The 15,318-nt window shown below is 69.5% G+C and carries 20 protein-coding genes, 1 tRNA gene and 1 pseudogene; 15 read left to right on the plus strand and 7 right to left on the minus strand.

Going from position 1 to position 15,318, the window contains the following annotated elements; all coding sequences use genetic code 11:
- Window positions 1-29 precede the first annotated feature (29 nt).
- The 7 genes from ACXKR8_RS15715 (at window position 30) to ACXKR8_RS15745 (ending at window position 4,466) form a co-directional block, all read left to right on the plus strand.
- Window positions 30-1,445, plus strand: coding sequence for a glycosyltransferase 87 family protein (locus ACXKR8_RS15715; protein WP_458273529.1), 1,416 nt, complete (start codon window positions 30-32; stop codon window positions 1,443-1,445).
- Window positions 1,446-1,509: 64 nt separating this feature from the next.
- Window positions 1,510-1,586 (plus strand) — tRNA-Ile (locus tag ACXKR8_RS15720).
- Window positions 1,587-2,134: 548 nt separating this feature from the next.
- Window positions 2,135-2,335, plus strand: coding sequence for a hypothetical protein (locus tag ACXKR8_RS15725; RefSeq protein ID WP_458273530.1), 201 nt, complete (start codon window positions 2,135-2,137; stop codon window positions 2,333-2,335).
- A gap of 5 nt (window positions 2,336-2,340) precedes the next feature.
- Entirely contained in the window at window positions 2,341-2,877 is a 537-nt protein-coding gene (locus ACXKR8_RS15730) for a DUF6879 family protein (protein WP_458273531.1), read from the plus strand.
- Window positions 2,874-3,713, plus strand: coding sequence for a helix-turn-helix domain-containing protein (locus tag ACXKR8_RS15735; protein WP_458273532.1), 840 nt, complete (start codon window positions 2,874-2,876; stop codon window positions 3,711-3,713). The genes ACXKR8_RS15730 and ACXKR8_RS15735 overlap by 4 nt, the downstream gene beginning before the upstream one ends.
- 119 nt (window positions 3,714-3,832) lie before the next feature.
- Window positions 3,833-4,054, plus strand: coding sequence for a hypothetical protein (locus ACXKR8_RS15740; RefSeq protein ID WP_462100531.1), 222 nt, complete (start codon window positions 3,833-3,835; stop codon window positions 4,052-4,054).
- Between the two features lie 190 nt (window positions 4,055-4,244).
- On the plus strand, window positions 4,245-4,466 hold the full coding sequence (locus ACXKR8_RS15745) for a hypothetical protein (RefSeq protein ID WP_462100532.1): 222 nt from the start codon (window positions 4,245-4,247) through the stop codon (window positions 4,464-4,466).
- Window positions 4,467-4,630: 164 nt separating this feature from the next.
- On the opposite strand, the gene ACXKR8_RS15750 is transcribed toward ACXKR8_RS15745, so the two are convergent.
- Window positions 4,631-5,059, minus strand: coding sequence for a DUF6650 family protein (locus ACXKR8_RS15750; protein WP_458273534.1), 429 nt, complete (start codon window positions 5,057-5,059; stop codon window positions 4,631-4,633).
- A gap of 35 nt (window positions 5,060-5,094) precedes the next feature.
- Here ACXKR8_RS15750 and ACXKR8_RS15755 point away from each other — a divergent pair, with 35 nt between their 5' ends.
- Together ACXKR8_RS15755 and ACXKR8_RS15760 are read left to right on the plus strand one after the other, a co-directional pair.
- Window positions 5,095-5,385, plus strand: coding sequence for a hypothetical protein (locus ACXKR8_RS15755; RefSeq protein WP_458273535.1), 291 nt, complete (start codon window positions 5,095-5,097; stop codon window positions 5,383-5,385).
- A gap of 413 nt (window positions 5,386-5,798) precedes the next feature.
- Window positions 5,799-7,199, plus strand: a complete 1,401-nt coding sequence (locus ACXKR8_RS15760) for an IS1380 family transposase (RefSeq protein WP_458266600.1) — start codon at window positions 5,799-5,801, stop codon at window positions 7,197-7,199.
- 123 nt (window positions 7,200-7,322) lie between these two features.
- Here the strand turns inward: ACXKR8_RS15760 and ACXKR8_RS15765 are convergent, their stop codons facing one another.
- The 3 genes from ACXKR8_RS15765 to ACXKR8_RS15775 form a co-directional block, all read right to left on the minus strand.
- A complete protein-coding gene (locus ACXKR8_RS15765; RefSeq protein WP_458273536.1) occupies window positions 7,323-7,535 on the minus strand; it encodes a hypothetical protein in 213 nt (70 codons plus the stop codon).
- Between the two features lie 102 nt (window positions 7,536-7,637).
- Window positions 7,638-7,898, minus strand: a complete 261-nt coding sequence (locus ACXKR8_RS15770; RefSeq protein WP_458273537.1) for a hypothetical protein — start codon at window positions 7,896-7,898, stop codon at window positions 7,638-7,640.
- A 959-nt stretch (window positions 7,899-8,857) separates the two neighbouring features.
- Window positions 8,858-9,037 (minus strand): hypothetical protein, encoded by a 180-nt coding sequence (locus ACXKR8_RS15775; RefSeq protein WP_458273538.1) that lies wholly within the window; start codon window positions 9,035-9,037, stop codon window positions 8,858-8,860.
- A 212-nt stretch (window positions 9,038-9,249) separates the two neighbouring features.
- Between ACXKR8_RS15775 and ACXKR8_RS15780 the strand changes: the two are divergent.
- The 3 genes and pseudogenes from ACXKR8_RS15780 to ACXKR8_RS15790 form a co-directional block, all read left to right on the plus strand.
- A pseudogene (locus ACXKR8_RS15780) lies at window positions 9,250-9,486 on the plus strand (ISL3 family transposase); the annotation flags it as partial.
- A gap of 159 nt (window positions 9,487-9,645) precedes the next feature.
- On the plus strand, window positions 9,646-10,176 hold the full coding sequence (gene pyrE / locus ACXKR8_RS15785) for an orotate phosphoribosyltransferase (protein WP_462100533.1): 531 nt from the start codon (window positions 9,646-9,648) through the stop codon (window positions 10,174-10,176).
- A 67-nt stretch (window positions 10,177-10,243) separates the two neighbouring features.
- On the plus strand, window positions 10,244-10,438 hold the full coding sequence (locus ACXKR8_RS15790) for a hypothetical protein (RefSeq protein ID WP_458273540.1): 195 nt from the start codon (window positions 10,244-10,246) through the stop codon (window positions 10,436-10,438).
- A 51-nt stretch (window positions 10,439-10,489) separates the two neighbouring features.
- Here ACXKR8_RS15790 and ACXKR8_RS15795 read toward each other — a convergent pair whose 3' ends face one another.
- Window positions 10,490-10,762, minus strand: coding sequence for a hypothetical protein (locus ACXKR8_RS15795; RefSeq protein WP_458273541.1), 273 nt, complete (start codon window positions 10,760-10,762; stop codon window positions 10,490-10,492).
- A 109-nt stretch (window positions 10,763-10,871) separates the two neighbouring features.
- Here ACXKR8_RS15795 and ACXKR8_RS15800 point away from each other — a divergent pair, with 109 nt between their 5' ends.
- Entirely contained in the window at window positions 10,872-11,000 is a 129-nt protein-coding gene (locus ACXKR8_RS15800) for a hypothetical protein (protein WP_458273542.1), read from the plus strand.
- Window positions 11,001-11,042: 42 nt separating this feature from the next.
- Entirely contained in the window at window positions 11,043-11,165 is a 123-nt protein-coding gene (locus tag ACXKR8_RS15805) for a hypothetical protein (RefSeq protein ID WP_458273543.1), read from the plus strand.
- Here ACXKR8_RS15805 and ACXKR8_RS15810 read toward each other — a convergent pair.
- Together ACXKR8_RS15810 and ACXKR8_RS15815 are read right to left on the minus strand one after the other, a co-directional pair.
- A complete protein-coding gene (locus tag ACXKR8_RS15810; protein WP_458267569.1) occupies window positions 11,162-12,820 on the minus strand; it encodes an IS1634 family transposase in 1,659 nt (552 codons plus the stop codon). The two genes, ACXKR8_RS15805 and ACXKR8_RS15810, sit on opposite strands and share 4 nt — an antisense overlap.
- 153 nt (window positions 12,821-12,973) lie before the next feature.
- A complete protein-coding gene (locus ACXKR8_RS15815) occupies window positions 12,974-13,909 on the minus strand; it encodes a LysR family transcriptional regulator (RefSeq protein ID WP_458273544.1) in 936 nt (311 codons plus the stop codon).
- A gap of 133 nt (window positions 13,910-14,042) precedes the next feature.
- Between ACXKR8_RS15815 and ACXKR8_RS15820 the strand changes: the two genes are divergently transcribed.
- Window positions 14,043-15,317 (plus strand): MFS transporter, encoded by a 1,275-nt coding sequence (locus tag ACXKR8_RS15820; protein WP_458273545.1) that lies wholly within the window; start codon window positions 14,043-14,045, stop codon window positions 15,315-15,317.
- The last annotated feature ends 1 nt before the right edge of the window (window position 15,318 follow it).

A 15,318-nucleotide genomic window follows, 5' to 3' on the forward strand; every position in this document is an offset into this window, starting at 1 on the left:
CGGCCCCGACAGCAGGTGGAGGCAGGCACGTGGCGGGGGAAGCGGTACGCGACAGGGCGACGGCAGACAGCCGGCGCACCGGCTCCACACCCCCGGGACCCCGCCTGGGCAGCCGGTTCGGGAGTCGGCTCGGGGGTCGGCTGGCGAGCCGAATCGGCACCCGGACGGCCTGGATCCTGGTCCTCTCCGGCACCGTGCTGTCGCTCGCGCTCTACGCCGTCGTCCGGCACGCCGTCGGCGTCGACATGGTCGACATGGTGGTCTACCGCGCCGAGGGGAACACCGTCCGGCACGGCACCGACCTCTACACCATGGTCGTGCCCAAGTTCGATCTTGTCGCGACCTACCCTCCCTTCGCCGCGCTGATGTTCGTGCCGACCACCTACTTCCCCATCGAGGTGCTGCGGGTCCTGGTCACCGGGATCAACCTGGTCCTGCTGGGAGTCCTGGCCCTGCTCTCCTTCCGGCTGGTCGGCTGGCCCCGCCGGGAGATACGGCCGATCGCCGCGGTCGCCCTGGTCGGCGCCGGCGTCTGGCTGGAGCCGGTGTGGGCCACCCTCAAGTACGGCCAGATCAACCTGCTGATCGCCTGCCTGGTGCTGGCCGACCTCACCCGCCCGGACCACGCCCGCAGCAAGGGCCTGCTGATCGGGATAGCCGCCGGGCTGAAGCTCACGCCCGGCGTCTTCGGCATCTACCTGCTGCTGACCGGCCGCCCGCGCGCGGCCCTGGTCTCCTGCGGCGGCTTCCTCGGCACCGCCCTGCTCGGCTGGATCGCCCTGCCGAACGCCTCCAGGCGCTTCTGGACCCACTACCTCTACGACTCGCACCGGGTCGGGGTCACCCACATCCCGGACAACCAGTCGCTCCGCGGCGCCGTCGCCCGGCTGCTGCACGAGCAGGACCCCGGGCTGCCCTGGGTGCTGCTGGCCGGCCTGGTCGCGGTGGTCGGACTGGGCACCGCCGCGTACGCCACCCGGAGCAACCGCCACGTCCCGCGCGCCGAGGCCTGGGGCGTCGTCTGCGCCGCCGTCACCGCCCTGCTGATCTCGCCGATCAGCTGGACCCACCACTGGGTGTGGTGCGTCCCGCTGCTGGTCCTGCTCACCGCCGAGGCGGTGACGGAGCAGCAGCAGCCGCGCGGCACCCGCCATCTGCGCTGGCGGCTGGTGCTGGCCGGCGGTCTCGTCACCTTCCTGGGGTACGGCATGTGGCTCACCCCGCACAGTCCGCGGCGCAGCATCAGCCTGCAGCTCTGGCAGCAGCCGATCTCCTCGGTCTACGCCGTTTTCGGCCTGCTGCTGCTCGGTGTGGCCCTGGCCCGGGTGATCCGCAGGAACCGCGCGGCGGCGGCCGCAGGAAAGATCCGTAGGTCGGAACCTCGCGCGCGGTCCACGCGTCTCACCAGCTATGCTGCGGCGAGCGGTCCACACGCGGACCGCTAGTCCTGATGTATGACGATCGGCTGGAAAGATCGTCCATGCAGTCGGTACTGTGTGCGAATGACCTGGGGCGGTAGCTCAGCCGGTTAGAGCAGGGGACTCATAATCCCTTGGTCGTGGGTTCGAGTCCCACCCGCCCCACCAGAGCCGGAGTCAGCCACAAGGCCCTTGAGCTGGGACTTAACGTCCGAGCGCGAGGGCTTTTGGCGTGCCGCGCGAGCATCGCCAATCTCCTGCGGGAGCGGTGCGGGAGCGAGGGCGCCGGAAACCCTCGCAGAAGCCCGAGGGACGATCTTCGATGCAGCCTCGGCGATAGTCATATCAACCTCCGACAGGAGGCTGGTATGGGTGTCCATCGAGATCCCGATGCTCGAATGCCCCAGGATCTCCTTGATCGCGAACATGTCACCGCCGCGCGAAGACAGGGGCCGCCAGATGGAGCGGCAGAAGCCGATCGTGGACAGCGCTGGGCAAAGCCAGGACGTCCCTGGTGTCCGACGTCGGGCAGATCCAGCCGGATCTGAAACCGACGCGGCCAGGGCTGCCCGAGCGGGCCGACTGCTCAGCCCCAGACCCGGCCCCCACGCCGATCCCCCGCATCTCCTGACTGCGGCACACTGCCCCTGGTGTGATTCTCGGTGTCCGTCCTACCGTCGGCTGACCTTGAACAGCCGACTCCACCAGGAGGCACCGTGAAGCTCAAGTTCCTCGGCACGTCGTCCGAGGAGGGCAAATGCCCCACCCTGTACGAGACCGAAACCGGGGACATCGTGGTCCAGGGCTACACCCTGACCGACGAGGAGGCCCTGGAGCAGCTCCGTGACGTGCTGCCCGGGGAGTCCTTCGTGGTCATCCCCCGGTCCCTGCTCGTCCAGTACGCCCCCAAGGAGTAGCGCGGGTGACCCAGTTCATCACCGACGAGCAGTTCGACGAGCTGTTCCGGTCATTCGAGCACACGGCCTGGAGGTGGGAGGCGCAGCGCGGCTACGACTCCGACCGGCACACCGACGCCTTCCAGGTGTTCCTGGCGGGCGGTGACCCGGTGCGGGACACCGACCGGCCCTGGCCTCGCAATATCCGGGCGCAGACCCGGGCCGGGAAGCGGATCGAGAGGGTTCGGGTGCTGGATGACCCGCCCACCGAGGGCCAGCGGTTCCTGCTCACCGGCGCGCCGTACAACATCGCCTCGGGTGAGGACATCCGGCACCTCAGTCGCCTGAAGGCCGAGGAGTTGCATCTCCCCACCTGGGACTTCTGGCTGTTCGACGCGTGCACCGTGCTACGGCTGCACTTCGACGACCAGGAGGGCTGGCTGGGAGCGGAGCGGATCGAAGACCCGGTCCAGGTGTTGGCCGCTTGCCAGGTCAGGGACGCGGCCTGGCACTTCGCCATCCCGCACGAGGAGTACATCCGGGTCGGTACCTTCGTCATGTGAATGACTTCCAGGCCGCTCGGGTCGCCCTCGGGACGCGTCTTCGTGAGATGCGCACCGGGGCCGGTCTGAGCGGCCGGGAGCTGGCTTCCCGCCTGGGCTGGCCGCAGTCCAAGGTCAGCAAGGTGGAGAACGGGAAGCAGACTGTCACCGCAGACGGGCTCACGGCCTGGGCACAGGCAACCGGGAACCCCGATGAGGCCGGGGAGCTGAAGGGCCGGCTGCTGGCCCTGGAGACCAGCGTCCGCAGTTGGAGGCGGCAGCTCGCCGGTGGCCACGGCGCGGTCCAGAGCGCCAACCAGCTCCAGGAGGAGCGGGCGGAGAGCATCTGCCTGTTCGAGAGCGCCATCATCCCCGGGACCTTCCAGATCGCCGAGTACGCCAGGGCTGTGTTGGAGGACGTCTCCGTCCGCCACGGCTCCCCCCGGGACATCGACGCCGGGGTGCGGGCCCGCCTCAAGCGCCAGCAGGTCCTCTACCAGCCCGGCTACCACGTCCACGCCCTGATCTGGGAACCGGCGCTGCTGACCCAGCGCTGCTCCAAGCGCGGTATGGGTGCCCAACTGGACCGGCTGCTGGGGCTGATGGAGCTGGACTCGGTGACCCTGGGCATCGTGCCCTTGGGAGTGCGTACCCACGTCTCGCCCAAGAGCGGCTTCTGGATCATCGACGACTCCCTCGTGGTCGCCGACACCTGGACGGCCGAGATGTGGCTGGACGGGGCCGATGACCTGGAGCTGTACCGGAAGATCTTCAAGCAGCTGGCCGGCATCGCCCAATACGGCACGGCCGCACGGCACCTGATCGGCCGGGCCAGAGCCGTGCATGAAGGACCGTGAGAATCACCGGGAAGGGTCCGGCGTCCCGATCGAATCATCGCGAATCATTCCGGCAGACGAGAATCGAACGCTCCTAGCGTGCTGAGCAGGCAGAACCGCTCGCACGGAAGGGGTACGACGTGACGACCACCGATCGCTCGCGCTGGGCAGTGGAGGGTCCGCCGGAAGCCCCGGCCTGGGACCCGCTCATCAACCCGTACGTCTCCGGTGCCTGCCGCGCAGCCCGGCACAGCGAGTGCATGAGGGGGTTGGACTTCTACCCGGAGGGACTGGCCGGGGAGAAGACCGACGTCCGGTGCTCCTGCGCCCATGGCTCCTGCCCCTGCTCGGCGGCGAGATGAGTGCCCCGGCCCGCCCACTGCCGCACCCGTGGGACCTGAAACCAGCCCAACTGCGCTCCCTGGCCTGCTGCTGGTGCGGGCCGGTCGCTGATCGGCGAGCCCGACAGCCCCGCCGGGACCACCAGCGTCACCCACCGGTTCGGCCGGGTCGTGGAGTTCAAACTACAGTCCTGCGGGGGGGGTGCGCGTCATGAGCGACCGTGCACCGGGCTGGTGCGTCCACTGCACGGAACACACCTGGCGCGGGATCGTCCTGGCCACGATCGAGCGCAACAGCGGCGCACCGTACGACGTGGTGATCCACGAGGCGTGCCAGGAGCCCCGCAGGGAGGTGGTCAAACTCCAGCTGAGCATGATCCCCATCGATCCTCCCGAGAGGGCACCCAGGGGCTCTGAGGGTGATCCGCGGTGACCCCTGGACTGCCCGATCCGCTGGTCCAGGGCCCTTCCACGGGCCTGCTGGCGCTGCTCGTCCCGCTGGGCACAGCTGCCGCCTGGACCGGGTCATCGGCGGTGGCGCTGATGGACCGGGGGAAGGTCATCCTGCCCGGCCACCGCAAGTGCTGGCCGGACAGGTCATCCGACCTGCCACTGAGGCGGTTCGAGCTTGAACTTCTCGGCGATCCGCTCAGCAGCCGGCACTACTGTGCCGCGCAGTTGCTCGATGGCCAGCCGGAATAGCTCCGCATCGCGGCGGTAGCGCTCACCGTCGGGGTCACCGCTATGGGCGAAGGTGCTGAACGCCTGGCGCATGGAGGACAGCTCGTGGGCGAGGTCACCGCCGGGCTTGGTGTTTTCCAGTGCTCCGCTGAGCAGGGTTCGGCACTCCAGAGCGGAGCGTACGCAGTAGTCAGGATCGGAGCGGGAGGGGGAGCGGGTTTGGTCCAGGACGTGCCGGTCCTCCAGCATCAGCAGCACCTTGCGGGCAACGTCCTTCTGGTTCCTGGTGAACTCCCAGCTCAGCCCCACGATGGGAGTGCTGAATCCTGTCGGTCGAACGCCCATGGCGGCCTCCTCGCCTTCTCTCCAGACTGCGCGTCATGGCGAGAGGACGCACCCCGGAGCGGCCCGGGATGCCGGGCCTCAAGAAGGGGGCCACGCTGGATCCCATGAGCGACCAGCCCCCTCCACAGGACCGGCCGGTGCAGGTCGGCGGCATGCACGACGACAACCGGCAACGTTTCGTCACTTTCTGCCGTGAGCCCCAGGTCCTGATGACTCGCGACGAGTTCGTCCTGGCCATGCAGCAGCGCTATCCCGGAAAGGACCCGTTCACCTGGGACGGAGTGAACTGGGTGGACGACCACGCCGGACAGTGGCCCGGCGTGTAGCTCGCCCGGCAGTGGACGGAGGTCGAAGAGCCCAGATGGTCGTGGCGTACCGGTGTGTCGGCGTCATGGATTTCGCCTGGAGAGCATTAATAAGAGGACCCGCAGACGCTCCGGTAGACAGGCGAAGTCCCATGCGTCTGATGGAAGACGCAGTAGACACGGAAGCGCCAGTTCAGGGATAGTCCGCGCGAGCGACCTCTGTACGGGGCTCGCGCTGACTGTCCCAGACGGACACTGCTACTCGTTCGGGCACGCGCTCGCCCTTCTTACCGAATGCCCAGTGCTGATTCAGCCCGAATCCACCGATGAATGACCTGTCCGAGGCCTGGACATAACGACGCGGATGCCCTCTGACCTGGGACGATGGGACTTCCTACAGAACCAAGTCGCCAGAACGAGAGAACATCCGCGAGATGCAATCCTGCCATGCCGCCACAGCGGTTTCCGCCGTCTTCGACGAGCCGAACCTGATCGCCGATGCCGGGCTGCTGTCGCTGGTCCGGCTGGCCGAGCGGGCCGGCCTGCGGCAACTGGCCGCGTCCGCGCTCCGCATCGAGGGCGCCGACAACAGCGGCGGAGCCAACCCGGCCGCCAAAGTGATGTCGCTGATCAGCGCGATGTGCGCGGGCGCGGACAGCATCGACGACGCGGCGCGGCTGCGGCACGGCGCGATGGACCGCGCCTTCACCTCGGTCCGCGCGCCCTCCACCCTGGGCACCTTCCTGCGCTCCTTCACCCACGGCCACAACCGCCAGCTCCACCGCGTTCACCGCGACTTCCTGGCCCGACTGGCCCGCAGCACCCCACTGCTGCCCGGCGCCGACACACTGATGTTCATCGACATCGACCCCACCCACCGCCGCGTGTACGGCCACGCCAAGCAGGGCGCGCAGGTCGGCCGCCTCAAGGGCCAGCGCACCCTGCACCCGATCCTGGCCACCCTGTCCACCCCGATCGCCCGGCCCGTGATCGGCGCGGTCCGCCTGCGCCGCGGCAAGGCCGCCGACGTCCGCGGAGCCGAGAGCTTCGTGAGCGAGGCCCTGGCCATAGCGAAGGAGACCGGCGGCACCGGGATCCGCCTGGTCCGCGCGGACAGCAAGTTCTACACCGCCGACGTGGTCGCCGCCTGCCGCCGGGCCGGCGCCCGATTCTCCCTGACCACCGGCATGAACCCCTCCATCGCGGGCGCGATCTCCCGCATCCCGCAGGAGTCCTGGACGGCGATCCGCTACCCGGACGCCTTCGTCGACCCCGACACCGGCGAGATGGTCTCCGACGCCGAGGTCGCCGAGATCCCCTACACCGCCTTCACCGGCCGAAGGAAGTCCGAGCACGTCACCGCCCGGCTGATCGTGCGCCGGGTCCGCCGATTGAACGCCGAAGTGGCCCAGGGTCAGGGCGAGTTGTTCACCGCCTGGCGTTACCACCCCGTCTTCACCGACAGCTCCTTCGCGGTGCTGCAGGCGGAACTGCACCACCGGCAGCACGCCGTGGTGGAGCAGGTGATCGCGGACGGGAAGTCCGGGCCTCTGGCCCACCTGCCGTCCGGGAACTTCCAGGCCAACGCCGCGTGGCTGACCCTGTGGGCGATGTCGCACAACCTGCTGCGGGCCGCCGGTGCGCTGACCTCGGTCTTCCACGCCAAGGCCACCACAGCGACCCTGCGCGCCCACCTGGTCCACGTCCCGGCCCGGCTCGCGCGCACCGCGCGCACCAAATTGACGGTGCATCTGCCCGAGCACTGGCCCTGGCGCGACGCCTTCACCGCCCTGTTCGAGGCCGTCCACTCCCCACCGCCGCGCCCGGCGGCCTGACCGCCACAAGATCCCGCACCGCGACGGCCCGACGGCCACCGGCGACAGCGCCACCAACCGCTCCCGACCCCGCACAACCCCTCGGACAGGCCGCGACCCGCGCACGGCGGCTACCGCACACCCTCAACCTGTTGCCCCCAGCGGCCGACCGTCCACGGGCAGGAGAGCAACCCCGAAATGATCAGCCGGTGGATTCGGGTTCAGTAGTTCGCGGATCTTCGCTTGGGCGAAATCCTGCGCGCTCCCGTCGAAGGCGCAACCGTCCTCGTCGATGGAAAGCTCAACCTCTGGGTCATCCCCGTATGTGTACCTCGAAGTCCACTCATAGTCGGGCATAAGTTCGCCTCCTTGCCTCTGCCCCCATGTACATCAATTCTGAACTTCAGGTCTTGGAACCGCAGGTCGGGGGGATCGAGTTCATCCCTTCCGGAGATCTCTCTAGATGCCCCGGAACACCAGGGCGAGGATGCCCAGCGCCAGGGCGGCCAGGCCGCTGACGACGGCAGCCAAGGCCATGGCCATGGCCAGCAGGGCAGCCACGCTGACCCCTCCGACGGCGGTCCAGGCCAGCACGGTGCGGACGTCGGGGACGGGAGGCGGGGCCGGGTAGTGGTGGTGGTGCACCACCTGCGGCTGCTTGCGTACGGCGGGCACATACGGGGGCTCCTCGGGCCAGCCGGGGAGCATGTGGTCGGGCATCTCGATCTCCTTCGTGGACGGGGTGCCGGCGCACGGGGCACGGCCCCCTCTAGGGGGTCTACGTCGCAGGTCAGGGCCCATCTACTCCGATAGTGGCCCAGGCGATCAACCGCAGGACCGGGACCCGCTGGCAGTACGGGCGCACCGAAGTCGACCGGGCCGGGCGCGAGCACACCGGAGAACGTCCTTGATCGACGCCCAGCGCAACTTCGAGGCGCGGTGCCAGTCATGAGCGTTTCCTCGACCATGTCCGGGCTCCGGCCAAGGACGAGCCGTTGGAACGGAGTTGGGCGGCTCATCGATCTGGATCACGACCGCTTCGAGCCCCAGGGCATTCAGCTCGCGGCCTGGCCCGACGACCGCACCGTCTTGTACTGGTGGCGGCATCGCAATCCGGGATTCCGGCGGCCCACGGCTGAATGAATGCCCGGCTTCTGACACACTGGCGCCATGACATTGCAGCGAAAGGACCATGCCGCGTAGGCGCCCTTCGGACCTGCGCTCAGACCGCCAAAGGTTCCCGGTTGAGCGCGGGCGGTACTCGAAGATCGGTCAGGTCTCTGGCTCGGCGCAGGCCGAGATCATCCACTTGGAGCGAACTCGCTTCGTGCCCGGCGACCTGGGCAAAGCCCTGGCTGCCTGGAGTGCGCTGGCGCATACCCCGCGACGGCGTTCCCCTGTCGTTCGCACGGGCTGTGGTGAACCGTCCTGCTGCCCACCGGAGCCAAGCGAGTGGCGAGACCTCTTGGAGGTCGCCATGCATGCTTTGCCTCCCAAGTCCGCGCGCGAACTCGTCCGCATCGTCGGGCGCTTGGACAGCAGAGTCCTCGATCATCCGGCCCTGAGACACACCGTTTCACCGCGCGGTCGATGGTGGTGCTTCAGCCTGTGGCCGTGGGAGGACTGAAAGCGACGTCGCGGGGTCAGGTTTCTTCCAACAGCCGAGCCGATCGTCGGTGTCACAGGCGGTCCAGGGAGGCGAAGACCTTGTCGGCGGGGCGGTAACGGCCCGGTTGGGCAGTCACTGGCGTCGTGAAAGCCAGGGCCTTCTCCTTGATGGTCATGTCGGCATGGACGTAGGCGTTGGTGGAGCGGACGCCGGAGCGGCCGATCCAGAGCGCGATGACGGTGGTATCCACTCTGGCCTGCAACAGGGACAGTACGACGCTGTGCCATCGCGACCTGCGGACCCCACGGAGGAGCCGAGGCCGGCAGTGTGGTGAGCGGCTCCGCTGTGGCCGGTTCCGGCGACTGCGTGACCTGCGGGGCAGTTCGCACGGTCCACAGGCGCATCGAGTGGCTGAGGGGTGAAGTTTCTATCGGAGATCCCCCCGACTGAACAGCAACAACGACCCACCCCGGCAATCTGCGCGACAAAGGCACCGAACTCCTGCGGGAACTCACTGCCACCTGCGCCGAGATGACCGAACTCGCCAGCCTCGTCGGCGAGTTCGCCGTGCTCCTGGCGTCGGCCGAGGGCAACGACGCCAAACTCACCGACTGGATCACCCAGATCCGCGCCGTCGACCTTCCCCACCTGCGCTCCTTCGCGAACGGCCTCGAACTCGACCGCGCCGCCGTCGACGCCGTCCAGTAGGCAACCCGAAGCGTCACCACCGCATATGGGACGGAGCCAAGACGCTGACAGTCCCCGCGGTGGGCACCACCGTCGACGAACCTGGCTGGCTGCTCCGCCGGGAGCCGGTGTCGGGTCAGGGCGGGGTGGCTGGAAGACTGGATGCCCGTGATGACACATTCTGATCTTGCTCGCCGTATCCACGCGGCCTCTCATCTGACCGGACAGTTCACGCTCAGGTCGGGACTCACTGCCACGGAGTACTTCGACAAGTACCGGTTCGAGGCCGACCCCGTTCTGTTGGACGAGATTGCCCGGTTGATGGCCCCGTTGGTGCCGTCCGACACCGAGGTGCTCGCCGGGCTGGAGATGGGTGGCATCCCGGTGGTGACCGCGCTCGGCCGACACACCGGACTGCCGTGTGCGTTCGTGCGCAAGCAGGCCAAGCCGTATGGCACCTGCCGTCTGGCTGAGGGCGCGGAGGTGGCCGGTCGGCGGGTGCTGGTCATTGAGGACGTGGTCACCAGCGGCGGACAGATCGTGCTGTCGACCGCGGATCTGCGGGGCTTGGGGGCCGTGGTGCGCCAGGCCCTGTGCGTGATCGACCGGGAGCAGGGCGGCGCCGATGCCCTGGCAGCGGAGGGCATCGGCCTGCTGTCGCTGCTGACAGCCGATGACCTGCGGGCTGCCGCCGCGGCCTGACCAGCAGGCCTGACCCTGTCTGCGGCGGGATCTGTTCCGCCCGCCCTCGCGGTTCTACAGTGGGCGCATGACCTCGACCGCGTTGGCCCCGCTGGTGCTGGTGGCCTTTGCTGTCTATGTGATGGTCTTCTGCGTGCGCGACCTGCGTGAACACCCGGACACTCGGCTGATGTCGGCGCAGGCGTGGATGGTTGCTTGCGTGATCGGGACGTTGCTGGGCTGCGCTGCCTACCTGATCGCGGGACGCAGCGAGACCCGTTGAGGCGGCCGTTCGAGCGTGGCCCGCTTCCGTGAACCTCCCGGGGCAGTACAGCTAGCGGGCGATGAGCCAGATGCCGAACGGCAGGCCGAGGATGCTGGCCAGGGCGAAGACGACCCCGCCGGTGCGGATGCCCCATACGGGCGCGGGGACGGTCCGCGGGTAGTGGTTGCCCTGGAACCGTTGGACCAGGCGTTGGTGGAACCACCCCGATCCGGCCCGCGAGGCGAGGGCGATGCCGGCGGGCAGGGCGAGGAGGGACCAGAGCAGCAGGAACCATCCGGAGGAGGGTGGGTTGCCGCCATGCTGTGCCGCGAGGGTGATCATGTGTGGCGCGTACCCCGTGAGCGCGGAATGAAGGGCTACCACTTGCTGGGCTGAGGCCGGCCTGACTGAACCGCCGCATCCTCGGTCGGAGTTGGGGAAGCAGCTCCGCATGATCTTCCTTGCCGCCGCCACGCCCGCCACCGCCCCCGTCTCGTCCTACGGCGATGGGCTCGCCGTGACGCTGGCTGCGGTCGTCGCCATCGTGATCGTCGTGGCGCTCGGCACCCGGCCCGGCTGAGCCGGCCTGCATCCGGGACGCGCATCGGGGCAGGTGCGAGGGATGTTCCTCGCCACGGCCCACCAGGCCGTCACCCAACCCGCAGCCCTGATCATCACCGTCGGGATCGCCATCGCCGCAGTAGGGGCGGCGCTCAGCCTCTACGAACGCTGGCGCAGGCACTAGCCGTGTCCTTCGCACATGGGGAAACGTGTGTCGAGCCAGCGGGGGTGGGTTGGGTCGACTTCGAGTATGTCGAGGAGTCGGGCCTGGATGCCTTCGCTGACTAGGACGACCGGTGGGTTGGTGGCGGTGCCGCTGCGCATGCGCAGGTCGGACAGCGCGGTCAGGATCAGTTCGCCGGTGGGTCGCAGGGCCTGGTTGCTGCCGGGCTGGAGGCCGTGCATAGTGCGCTGGTCGCCCAGGGCCTGGCGGACCTGGCGCTCGATCAGGCAGAAGACGAGCAGGGCTAGGCAGATCACGGTGATCAGGGCGGCGATGCGGCGGTTGTTCTGCAGGAACATCGGCGCGATCGCGAAGGGGCCCTTGACGTGGCTGTAGCGGCGTTCGACGGTGCCCTGGCCCTTGTAGTGCAGTAGGACCTGGGCGGCGGTGGCCTGGTCGGCGGGCAGGTTGGTCAACAGCGCGTACCAGCCGTCGACGGCCGCTTCGGCGTCGATGGCAGCCTGGTCGAAGGACCAGGCCAGGGTGGGTTTCCCGTCCGGGCCGGTGCCGACGTCGGTGTGCAGGTAGGCGGTGACCCGGTGTTTGGTGGCGATCACCGCGACCGTGTCGGCGACCTTCTTGGCGTCGGGGTAGTGGCGGGTGCCCAGGTTGCGCTGGACCTTCTCCAGGTCCTCGCGGGCCCGGGCCAGCTTCTTGGTCCGGGCCTTGAGCTGGCCGGTCGCGTTGGCGCTGGAGTGGACCAGGATCCGGCGCATCGTCAGCGCGGGGTCCTTCTTGCGCCGGGGTTTCCAGGTGAACTCGTCCTCCAGGACCCGGTAGGCCGCGCGTTGGTCGGCCGGCTTGTCGGCGTCGCGTTCGGCGGTGTAGTCCACGGTTGCGGCCGATTCCAGGTCCAGGGCGGCGTAGACGGCGCTGTCGACGCTGGCGGCGGCGGCCGGGGCCAGGAAGTGGACGCCTTCGGCCGTCATCGCGGACACGTTGTCGTAGGTCAGCAGCTTGCTGTCGCCCACCAGCAGCAGGTCCGGGCGCTCGGCGATCTGCCGCAGGGCGGTCATCGCGCCGGTGACCTGGGAGACCTCGGCGGCTCCGCCGCTGAAGGCGCGGTGGGTGACGGGGATGCCGCCGTCGCCGGTGACCGCCATTCCGGCCTGGATCTGCTTCAGGTCGGTGCGCCGGTCCTTGGGGTGCCCGAACCTGACCACGGGGTAGTCACTGTCGGGGTTCTCGTAGGCGCCGTAGAGGGAGACGCTGGTCATGTCCCAGTGGCAGCGCGAGGCGTCGATGCCGAACTCGGTGATCGCCTTGGCCCCGATGGATCCGATGAGTTCGTCCAGATGCGGGGCGACGGCGTCCAGCGCGCGGGCGATGCGGTCGTCGTTGAGGAAGTCGGCGTGGATGCCGAAGACGTCCTCCACCGCCCACTGCTCGGCCCAGCGAGCCACCTTGAACAGCGGTGTGGGCGAGGACAGGCGGTTGGCGATCAGCGCCTCGATGACCTGTCCGTGGGTGAGGTGAGCGACGTCGCGCACCGGGCACAGTCCGTCGATGATGCCGGCGACGTCCAGCCGGCGCAGGAAGTGCGCACAGGCCGGCAGCGCCCCGAGCCGCTTCTCGACCACCGCAGTGATCAGAAGCTCGGCTCGGGGACGCTGCACACGGGAACGATCGCGACCGACGGAGACAGGCACGCCACCATCAACGCCCACAGCTCGATGACGACACCGCCCAAGGCTGCGAATCGCCACAAAGAGTCATGTGCGAAAGACAGGACTAGCCGGCCACCAACGCCGCACCACCCGGTCCGGCGTTCAGCGCGGAAGCACCCACTCCGGGACCCAGGTCCCGACTGCGTCGTGGCCCGCCGTTGTGGCGGCGAGGTGGGCGCGGAGGGTGGTCAGCGCCGGGTGGGGGTTGTCGCGGTGCCAGAGCAGCGAGTGCGGGTAGACGGGCGTCGGGTCGGTCACCGGGATGCGGCGCAGGCCGTGGTCGGTGGGCCAGACCAGCCTCGTCTCCCCGCCCATGAAGGTGGCCAGGGCCGGGGTGTCGGCGATGGTGTCCAGGAGCGCGTCGGAGCCGAAGTTGGGGCCGGTCGCCTCGATGGTGAGGCCGAACTCGGCGACCAGGTCGTCGTAGTAGGCGGCCCACTCGGTGCCGGGGACGATGCCGGGCATCCAGATCCGGTGCCCGGTGAGCTGGGCGAGGGTCACCGACCGGGCGCCCGCCAGCGCGTGGGCGGGGCCGGTGAGCAGTTGCAGCGGCTCGTCGAGCACCCGGACGGACTCGATGTCCTCGGGGAGGGGCCGACCAGGCGCGGCGACGGCGCGGAAGGACGCGTCGATCGCACCGGAGCGAATCGCGGCGAGGGCCGTCTCGATGTCGTGAAGCATCAGCAGGTCGAGCTCGATGTCGGGGTGTGCACGGTGGAAGCCGCGCATCAGACCCGACCCAGCGCCGCGCGAGGAGAGCATGTCGACGCGCAGCGGCCGGCGGCCAGCGCTCACGGACGCGACCGCACGCTCGGCGACACGCAGCAGCTCGCGGGCGTGGGGCAGGAACGCCTGCCCGTCGATGGTGAGCTCGGCCCCGCGCGCGGTGCGGGTGAACAACCGCACGCCGAGGTCGCGCTCCAAGGCGGCGATGCGCTTGGAGACGGCCTGCTGGGTGACCGCCAGCTCGGCGGCGGCCTCCTGGAACTGCCCCGCGTCGGCGGCGGCGACAAAGGTCCGGACGGTGTCGAGGTCCATACCGACACCCTAGGGGCACAACCATTGGTTGTGAGCGGTGGCACTGGGGTTGTTTGATCCCCAGGTACGGCGCTTGCTTTGATGTTTCCGGTCGCGGATCGGTTGTACGGGTGAGCAGCGAGGGGCGTCTGACATGGGGAGCGGGCACCGGCTGGGAGAACTGCTCGGACATCGACTGGGGTGGCGCTTCGGGTGGCTCTGGGGAGCGTACGGGACCAGTGCGCTCGGCACCTGGCTCGCCTTCGGGGCGTTCCCGCTGATCGCCATCCGGGTTCTGCACGCCGGGTCGGCCGAGGTCGCCGCGCTGGCCTCGGTGGGGGCTGCGGTGGGCGCGGCCGCGGCGGTGCCGCTCGGCCCGTGGGTGGAGTTCCGCCGCAAGCGGCCGGTGCTGATCGCGATGGACCTGGTCCGGTGCGCGGCGCTACTGACGATCCCCGTCGCGTTCGCGTTCGGCCGGCTCACCTTCCTCCAACTCCTGCTGGTCTCGGTCGTCGTCGCGGCGGCCGACATCACCTTCCGCGCCGCCTCCGGCGCGTACCTGAAGACGCTGCTGCCGGCCGAGGACCTGCTGGTCGCCAACGCCCGCTTCGAGTCCACGGCCTGGACGACCACGATCATCGGACCGCCGCTGGGCGGCGCGGCGATCGGGCTGCTCGGTCCGGTGGCGACGGTGCTGGCGGACGCGGTCAGCTACCTGCTCTCGGCCCTGGGCATCCGCGCCACCGGCGGGGACGAGCCGCGGCCCGAGCGCCGCCAGGCCACGCGCCTGCGGGCCGGGGATCTGCTCGACGGCTGGCGGTACATCCTCGCCGACGCGGCGCTGCGTCCGCTGCTGGTCAACACCGCCCTGTTCAACGGCCTGGTGATGGCCGCCGGGCCGCTGCTGGCCGTGCTGATGCTCGGCCGGCTCGGGTTCGCACCGTGGCAGTACGGCCTCGCCTTCGCCGCGCCCTCGATCGGCGGACTGCTCGGTTCACGGCTGGCCCGACCGCTGGTCACCCGGTTCGGCCAGCACCAGGTCCTGGTCGCGACCGGGACGCTGCGTGCGTTCTGGCCGGTCGGCCTGGCCTTCGTCGGGCCGGGCAGCGGAGGGCTGCTGCTGGTGATGGGCGTCGAACTGGGGCTGATCTTCTGCTGCGGGGTCTTCAACCCTGTCTACGCCACCTACCGCCTCCAGCGCACCGCCACCGACCGGGTCACCCGCACGCTGACCGCCTGGACGGTGACGACCAAGGCCTCGACCGCGCTGCTGACAGCCGTCTGGGGGGTACTGGGCGCGCTGATCGGCCCGCGTACGGCCATCGGCCTGGCCGGAGTGCTGCTGCTGGCGACCCCGCTGCTGCTCCCCCGCCGCGCGGCAGCGCCACTCTCCGGGGCGGAGCCGGAGCCGACACCGAGCCACGCCTGAC

Source organism: Streptacidiphilus sp. PAMC 29251 (assembly GCF_054208735.2).